Origin of the sequence: Bacteriovorax sp. DB6_IX (assembly GCF_000447775.1) — a bacterium.
Classification (GTDB): Bacteria; Bdellovibrionota; Bacteriovoracia; order Bacteriovoracales; family Bacteriovoracaceae; genus Halobacteriovorax_A.
This window is the reverse complement of the sequence record NZ_AUNJ01000011.1, coordinates 24,712-32,075: the sequence shown is the minus strand read 5'-3', so window position 1 is coordinate 32,075 and position 7,364 is coordinate 24,712. Positions and strand designations below refer to the sequence as shown.

Below are 7,364 nucleotides of genomic sequence, written 5' to 3'. Positions count from 1 at the left end.
TGTCTTCTTTAATAGATTTACCGTAAGCTTCCATAGATTTCATGAACTCATAGAACTTTGGATCTTTCGAAAAAACCTTTGCATAAATAGCTGATGCTTTTGCATCAGCACGACCTTTAATTAACTGAGCCTTCTTATAACTTTCAGACTCAATTCTTCTTAGATCTTTTTCAAGACGTCCTTCAATCTTTGCCTTTTCACCAGAACCAATTGATCTAATCTTTGATGCAATTCTCTTTCTTTCTGAGATCATTCTCTCATAAACCTTAGACTCAACGCTTGCCTCATATGAGATACGTCTTAATTGTACGTCAATTAGTTGCATACCCAGCTCAGCAAGTTCACTATCAGCCTTCTCAGCAATTAGCTTACTCAGGTTTTCTCTACCAACGAGAACCTTCTCAATCTCACCAGTGATCTCTTCATCAATCGTATTGTCATCTTGTTTCTTTTTTATTCTCTTCAACCTTTTCAATGATCCCGTTAGAGTTTCTAACGGCCTCAACAAGATTATGAGAAGAAATGACATTTCGAGTAGCTGAATCAAGAATTGTATCAAGTCTCGCCTTAGCACCACTCTTATTTCTCACAGTCTGGATAAACTTTAGTGCATCAACAATTCTAAATCTTGCAGTCGTATCAACATGTACATATTTCTTGTCTTTAGTAGGAATTTGATTTGGATCACCATCCCAACTTAGAATCCTCTTATCAACATAACGTACATCTTGAACAAAAGGCTTTTTAAAGTGTAGTCCAGCTTCTGTAATTGGACTTCCAACAGGTTTACCAAATTGTGTAATAATGGCCTGTCTTCCTTCGTGAAGAACGTACAGAGTATTCTTACCAATAACAGCAGAAGCTAAAACGACAATAACTAGGACTAGTATCTTATTCATTATTGTCCTCCTTTATTTTTTTACCAAAAACAGGAAGCAGTCCTTTTACTTTTGGATCAACAATCATGATATTCCCAAATTTCCCATAAAGAGACTCCATCGTTTCAAGATAAATTCTCTTTCTAGTAATTTTCGGAGCTCTTTGATACTCAACAAGAATCTCCTTGAATTTAGCAACATCACCTTGAGCTCTGTTGATAACAGCTGAGGCATAACCTTCTGCTTGAGAGATTTTCTTCTGGGCCTTACCACGAGCTTCTGGAATAATTCTATTGTAAGCTCCTTCTGCTTCGTTGATAGCTTTTTCTTGCTCTTGCTTAGCTGCGTTTACATCATTGAATGATGCCTTAACCACTTGAGGTGGGTTTACATCTTGTAGCTTAACAGAAATAACTTTCACACCCATGTCGTACTTATTAAGTACTTCTTGCATAAGTTCTTTTGCTTGGATTTCAATTTCAGCCTTACCAACAGTAAGAACATCTGAAACTGATCTATCACCAACGACTCTCCTCATAATAGACTCAGAAACGTCTCTTACGTTTTGAATCGGAGCACTTAGTTTGGAAGAGATATTTTAAATGGGTCACTAATTCTATACTGAACGGCCCACTCAACGTCAGCAACGTTAAGGTCCCCAGTAAGCATTAATGACTCTCTTCCAGTATTAGCTCTAGAGTATGAAGATCTTCTTCCACTAGTACTCGTTGTTCTAAAACCAAACTCTTCTTGTAAAACTCTTTTCGTCTTTACCTTAATCACGTTATCCACACCCATAGGAACTTTAAAATGTAGTCCCGGTGAATTTGTTTTCAAGTACTGACCAAATCTAATTACGACAGCTTCCTCATCTGGCTCTACTGTGTAAAATGACGTGTAACCAACCACAAAAATAAGAGCAAAAACTAAAAAAGGCCCTAATAACTTTAGGGCCTTATCTAAATCTTGCTTCATTTTTTCGAAATCATTTTGTGGTTGTCTTTGATTAAAAGACATATCCGCTCCTTCGAATTAATTTGCTTCCACTTCCATCATTAGGACGTTCTCTTCAAGAGCGTCACCTTCTTTGACGTGGATTGCTTTTACAACTCCATCAAGTCCAGACTTGATTTCATTTTCCATTTTCATTGCCTCAAGAATTAAAAGTGTCTCACCTTTTTTTAACTTCTTGTCCAACTTCAGCAATAATTTTAACGATTTTACCTGGCATCTTAGTTAGTAGCTCACCTTCGTCAGCTCCACCAAGACCAGATGGCTTATATCCTCTAAAGATATTGTAAGTTGTATTAACATTAATCATACGAGAAGGGAGATCCTGACGTGGAATCTTTGCCCATTTCTTTTGATCCGTAGATACAAAGTACTGCCCAGAAACTTTCTTAACCCAGATTGTTTCTTTATTTGTTTGCTTATTATCTTCAATTGTTTGGTAATCAAACTCTACTAAATTATAATCATGGATTTTAGTACGAGTAAGATCAACAATGATTTCATTTGATTCATCATCTATTAAATACGTTCTCATCCCTATCTCCTATATTCCCATTCTACGAGCTTCAACACCAGCAAGGATAGTGTAGAAACGGTGATGATTAAATTCTGTGCTAACTCTATCTTGAGGAGCTACTTCCTTAATGTAAGCAGTAGAGTAATTACCGTTACAGAAGTTCTCTTCTCTTAGAATTTCCTTCAGAAGTGGGATATTTGTTTTAAGACCTTCAATGAAAAGACCATTAAGAGCTGCTCTCATTTTTCTAACAGCAACATCTCTAACAATACCTTTACAAACTAACTTACCAACCACTTGGTCAAAGTCAGGAGTAACTTCAAGACCTTTGTACAGACAGTTATCAAAACGAGTTCCTTGTGGGAAGTTTGTTTCAAATCCTGTCACAAGCCCTGGAGCTGGAAGCATTGTTATTGGGTCTTCAGCACAGATACGACACTCAATAGCGTGTCCTGATCTTGTAATAAATTCTTGGTTAGGAATACCTAGTTCATCACCTAGAGCTGCTTGAATCATACATACAATAAGATCCATCCCAGTAATCTCTTCAGTGATTGGGTGTTCTACCTGAATTCTTGTATTCATTTCTAGGAAATAGAAACTCTTATCTTCAGCCATAATAAATTCAACTGTTCCAGCTGAGTCATAATTTACGGCCTTAGCAAGTTTAACGGCAGTATCACAGATTGCCTGTCTAACTTCTTCATCATCTCCAATAAATGGAGATGGTGCTTCTTCAATAATTTTTTGGTGACGTCTTTGAACAGAACACTCTCTTTCAAAGAAGTGAAATGTATTCCCTTTCTTATCAGCAAGAATCTGTACTTCGATGTGTCTTGGATTAACGATAAGCTTCTCAACAAGAAGATCACCGTTGTTAAATGCCGCAAGAGACTCTCTTCCAACCGCTTCAAAGTTATCTCTAACTTCTTGCTCGTTGGCACAGGCACGCATTCCACGTCCACCACCACCAGCTACGGCCTTAAGAAGAACTGGATAACCAATTTCATTAGAAATCTCAATTGCCTTCTCAACAGTTGGTACCGCTCCGTCTGTTCCAGGAACAGTAGGAACACCAGCTTCATTAGCTAGTTTCTTTGAAGTGGCCTTATCACCCATAACTTTAATGGCCTCAACATTTGGACCAATAAAAACGATTCCATTTTGAGTTAGTAGATTTGCGAAATCTGCATTCTCAGAAAGAAACCCATATCCAGGGTGAACAGCATCAACATTATTTTCCTTAGCAACCTTAAGAATCTTCTCAGGATTTAGGTAAGTTTCAGCATTTGTAGAACCTTCAAGGTGTACCCACTCATCACAAAACTGTAAGTGAGTTGCCTCTGGCTCATTATCTGTCCATAAACCGATTGGCGTATGCCCAAGCTCACGACAAGCCTTGGCTACACGTGAAGCAATTTCTCCACGGTTTGCAATCATTACTCTTCTACTAGTATTTTCTGGCTGTCTGATCATCATAATTGAATATTCCCGTGTTTACGCTTAGGTCTTTCAACTTTCTTATCTTTAAGAACTTTCAGATACTCATAAAGTCTCTTTCTTGTCTCTTCTGGAGAATTACTGAATCAACGTAACCTCTTTCTAGCAGCAACATATGGATTAGCAAAGTTATTTTCATAGTTCGCTACAAGCTCAGCTTTCTTCTTGTCGAACTCTTCTCCAGTCAGACCTTTAAGCTCATTTCTAAAGACGATATTTACAGCACCCTCAGCTCCCATAACCGCAATTTCAGCTGTTGGGTAAGCAAGGTTAACATCTGCTCTAATATGCTTAGACGCCATAACGTCATAAGCTCCACCATATGACTTTCTTGTAATAAGTGTGATTAGTGGAACAGTTGCTTCAGCGTAAGCGTATAGTAATTTAGATCCGTGCTTAATAATCCCACCGTACTCTTGAACAGTTCCAGGTAGGAAACCTGGTACGTCAACAAGAGAAACAATTGGAATATCAAAAGCATCACAGAAACGAATAAATCTTGCAGCCTTACAAGAAGAATCGATATCAAGAACACCAGCTAGAACTTCTGGTTGGTTTGCAACAATACCAATCTTAATTCCACCAATAGAAGCGAAACCAACGATGATATTCTTCGCATAGTCTTTGTGTACTTCTAAGAAACGTCCATCATCTACGATATCAAGAATAACTTCTTTCATATCATATGGCTTCTTAGGGTTTGCAGGAACAACTGTCTTAAGTTTCGAGTTGTCTCTATATACTGGGTCAGAAGAAAACTTCTCAGTTTGAGCTCTAAAGTTTGAAGCAGGGATATAAGAAAGAAGTTCTCTAACTCTCTCAAAACAATCATCTTCATCTTTACACTTAAACTGACAAACACCAGACTTCTCTGAGTGAGCCGCAGCTCCACCAAGATCTTCTTTTGTTACTTCTTCGTGAGTTACAGTTTTAATTACATCTGGACCCGTAACAAACATGTAAGAAGACTTATCTACCATAAAGATAAAGTCTGTTACTGCAGGAGAATAAACAGCACCACCAGCTGATGGACCCATGATAAGTGAGATCTGAGGAATAACACCAGAACACTTAACATTTCTCCAGAAGATTTCAGCATATCCACCAAGAGCATCAACACCCTCTTGAATACGAGCACCACCAGAATCTTGAATCCCAATAACTGGAATTCTGTTCTCAAGTGCAAAGTCCATAATCTTACAGATCTTTCTCGCGTGAGCTTCACCAAGAGCTCCACCCCAACAAGTAAAGTCTTGTGAGTATACCGCAACTTTCTGTCCATTGATTTCGGCAATACCTGTTACGACACCATCACCATAGAATTTCTTCTCTTCCATTCCAAAGTTCACACATCTATGAGTTACGAACTTATCAAATTCAATGAATGTTCCAGGATCGATCAATCTTTCGATTCTTTCCCTTGCTGTATATTTACCTTGATCGTGTTGCTTAGCAATTCTAGCTTCACCACCACCAAGTTCTGCGAGTTGTCTCTTTTCTAAAAGCAAAGCACGTTTTTGCTCTTGAATTTCTTCCATAGTCATCTGTAACCTCCCATCTGACTAAGAGTAATAGTCACCTTAAAACTTAAAAGGCGTTGAAATTATCCGAGCATTGTACACCGATAAAATTCAAAAGGGCTATTACCCCTGCGTCAATATTTAGGAATAAAAAAAGGGGCTCGACAGAGCCCCTAAAGTATTGAAATTAAACAGTTTTAAACTGACCAAGAGTCATCAAATATCAGCCATTTCTGACATGACAACCCAGCGCTAGAAATCTACTCTCCAGCGGCCTTTTTTCTCTTATCTAGACCGTATTTTTCGACCTTCATGATAAGACTCGCTCTCGAAACCCCAAGCTCCTTAGCAAGCTTAGACTTGTTGAAGTTACATCTCTTGAGACCTTCTCTGATCATAATAACTTCAAGTTCCATTAGAGCATCCTTAAGCTTCCCAGAAGTATTAACTCCACGTGAAGCAGATACTGGAGCTGCACCATGATCTAGAATCTGAGGACTCAATAAATCTGGTGTAATCGTCTTATCATCACCAGCAAGAACAACAAGTCTTTCAACTTCGTTCTCCAGCTGACGAACATTACCTGGCCATGGGTAATCCAACATCTTCTCCATACATTTCTTAGAGAATGTCTTCATCGGCATTCCAGACTCATCACATTTTCTCTTAAGGAAGCTTTCCATAAGAATTGGAATATCCTCTTGTCTGTCTCTTAGTGGTGGAAGATTTACGTTTAGAACGTTAATTCTGTAGTAAAGGTCTTCTCTAAACTCACCTTTGGCCATCATTGTTTTTAGATCTTTATTTGTTGCTGCAAGAATCCTTACGTCAGTTCTTCTTGGAGACTCAGCCCCGACAGGAATATAAGTTCCTTCCTGAAGAACACGTAGAAGCTTAACCTGCATACTTAGTGAAGTATCCCCGATTTCATCCAGGAACAGCGTTCCACCATTGGCTGCCTCAAATAAACCAGGCTTATCTTTATGAGCTCCTGTAAATGAACCTTTAACGTGCCCAAAAAGCTCTGAATCAAGTAGGTTTTCGTTGAATGCCGAACAGTTAACCGCTAAGAATTGATAATCCTTTCTTGGAGAATGGAAATGTACGGCCTTAGCAACAAGTTCCTTACCTGTCCCGTTTTCCCCTTGAATAAGAACCGAAGATTCTGAACTCGAAATTCTTTCTAGAAGACTATAAATCTTCTGCATTGATTTCGATTTACCAATCATATTGTGATACCTGAACTTTTCACCAAGCTCAGAATTTAGCATATGAATTCTTTCTTCCCTTTTAGAAATTTCACTATGGAAAGTCACAACCTCTTCAGCAACTAGATCAACTAGCTCTTTAAGGTAATCAACTTCTTGTGGAGCTAAAGCTTTTAAGTGTGAGACTGCACCTTCTGCATCAGCTTGATTTGCGCCACTTTCAACAAGTTGCTTAATTAATTCTTCTCTTTCTTGCTCAGTAAATGAGTCATATACAAAAGGATAAGCAAATACGTTACCTAAGTGTTCACCATCAACTTCAATCTTAGCAGCAATAATCTTAGCCCCATGAAAATGAGAATCAAAAACCATTACACTTTCTTTTGAAGAATGTAGCTCATCAGAAAACTTCTCAATATACTAGCAACGACATCATAACCATGTGGCATTTCCATCTGAACTTTAAAGAAGTGATTACTAAACTCGTATCCCTTCTCGACATGAGCACTTCTAATTTTGTAATGAATATCAGTGTAAAAACACTCTACACCAAACCACTTATTTAGAATTTCTTCTAGCTTAGAGATTACGTGTAGGCCGTTAAGCTCGTTCCAGTTAATCATTTGACAGTCTCCGTGTTTAAAAACTTCCCTATTGGAAGATAGTACTGTCTAACATTTCGGCAAAAGCTGCCTCAAACTTTATACAATTCTGGAAAAACTTTATACAA

General features: G+C 38.2%; 9 protein-coding genes and 1 pseudogene. All 10 read right to left on the bottom strand.

Translation table 11 applies throughout. The annotated features are described in order from the left end of the window. Positions 1-466, bottom strand: a 466-nt coding sequence (locus M901_RS18160; protein ID WP_021276180.1) for an SPFH domain-containing protein, incomplete at its 3' end; no start/stop codon positions are given. Beyond that, positions 438-899 carry an SPFH domain-containing protein gene (locus M901_RS18155; RefSeq protein ID WP_021276189.1) on the bottom strand — a complete coding sequence of 154 codons (462 nt, stop codon included), beginning with the start codon at positions 897-899 and terminating at the stop codon, positions 438-440. The genes M901_RS18160 and M901_RS18155, both read right to left, overlap by 29 nt. Beyond that, complete coding sequence (gene hflK, locus M901_RS18150; protein ID WP_021276186.1) at positions 892-1,416, bottom strand: FtsH protease activity modulator HflK; 525 nt, start codon at positions 1,414-1,416, stop codon at positions 892-894. The genes M901_RS18155 and hflK overlap by 8 nt, the downstream gene beginning before the upstream one ends. 41 nt (positions 1,417-1,457) lie before the next feature. Next, a complete protein-coding gene (locus M901_RS18145) occupies positions 1,458-1,895 on the bottom strand; it encodes an SPFH domain-containing protein (RefSeq protein WP_021276154.1) in 438 nt (145 codons plus the stop codon). 15 nt (positions 1,896-1,910) lie between these two features. Next, positions 1,911-2,027 (bottom strand): biotin/lipoyl-containing protein, encoded by a 117-nt coding sequence (locus M901_RS17690; protein WP_369793739.1) that lies wholly within the window; start codon positions 2,025-2,027, stop codon positions 1,911-1,913. Between the two features lie 22 nt (positions 2,028-2,049). Further along, on the bottom strand, positions 2,050-2,424 hold the full coding sequence (locus tag M901_RS00500) for a hypothetical protein (RefSeq protein ID WP_021276182.1): 375 nt from the start codon (positions 2,422-2,424) through the stop codon (positions 2,050-2,052). A gap of 9 nt (positions 2,425-2,433) precedes the next feature. Continuing rightward, entirely contained in the window at positions 2,434-3,885 is a 1,452-nt protein-coding gene (locus tag M901_RS00495; protein WP_053335802.1) for an acetyl/propionyl/methylcrotonyl-CoA carboxylase subunit alpha, read from the bottom strand. Further along, positions 3,882-5,444: pseudogene (locus tag M901_RS00490) on the bottom strand (acyl-CoA carboxylase subunit beta). Before M901_RS00490 ends, M901_RS00495 begins: the two are co-directional and overlap by 4 nt. Before the next feature lie 242 nt (positions 5,445-5,686). After that, positions 5,687-7,006: a sigma 54-interacting transcriptional regulator gene (locus M901_RS00485; protein WP_021276155.1), complete on the bottom strand. Its 1,320-nt coding sequence runs from the start codon at positions 7,004-7,006 to the stop codon at positions 5,687-5,689. Next, entirely contained in the window at positions 7,006-7,257 is a 252-nt protein-coding gene (locus M901_RS17685) for a hypothetical protein (RefSeq protein ID WP_021276165.1), read from the bottom strand. The genes M901_RS00485 and M901_RS17685 overlap by 1 nt, the downstream gene beginning before the upstream one ends. Positions 7,258-7,364: the final 107 nt, after the last annotated feature.

What these genes read in the sequence shown, in the direction of transcription:
- hflK (WP_021276186.1), bottom strand. Translation starts at nt 1,416, where the DNA reads ATGAGGAGAGTCGTTGGTGATAGATCAGTTTCAGATGTTCTTACTGTT.
- M901_RS17690 (WP_369793739.1), bottom strand. Translation starts at nt 2,027, where the DNA reads ATGAAAATGGAAAATGAAATCAAGTCTGGACTTGATGGAGTTGTAAAA.
- M901_RS00495 (WP_053335802.1), bottom strand. Translation starts at nt 3,885, where the DNA reads ATGATGATCAGACAGCCAGAAAATACTAGTAGAAGAGTAATGATTGCA.
- M901_RS00485 (WP_021276155.1), bottom strand. Translation starts at nt 7,006, where the DNA reads ATGGTTTTTGATTCTCATTTTCATGGGGCTAAGATTATTGCTGCTAAG.
- M901_RS17685 (WP_021276165.1), bottom strand. Translation starts at nt 7,257, where the DNA reads ATGATTAACTGGAACGAGCTTAACGGCCTACACGTAATCTCTAAGCTA.
- M901_RS18155 (WP_021276189.1), bottom strand. Translation starts at nt 899, where the DNA reads ATGAATAAGATACTAGTCCTAGTTATTGTCGTTTTAGCTTCTGCTGTT.
- M901_RS18145 (WP_021276154.1), bottom strand. Translation starts at nt 1,895, where the DNA reads ATGTCTTTTAATCAAAGACAACCACAAAATGATTTCGAAAAAATGAAG.
- M901_RS00500 (WP_021276182.1), bottom strand. Translation starts at nt 2,424, where the DNA reads ATGAGAACGTATTTAATAGATGATGAATCAAATGAAATCATTGTTGAT.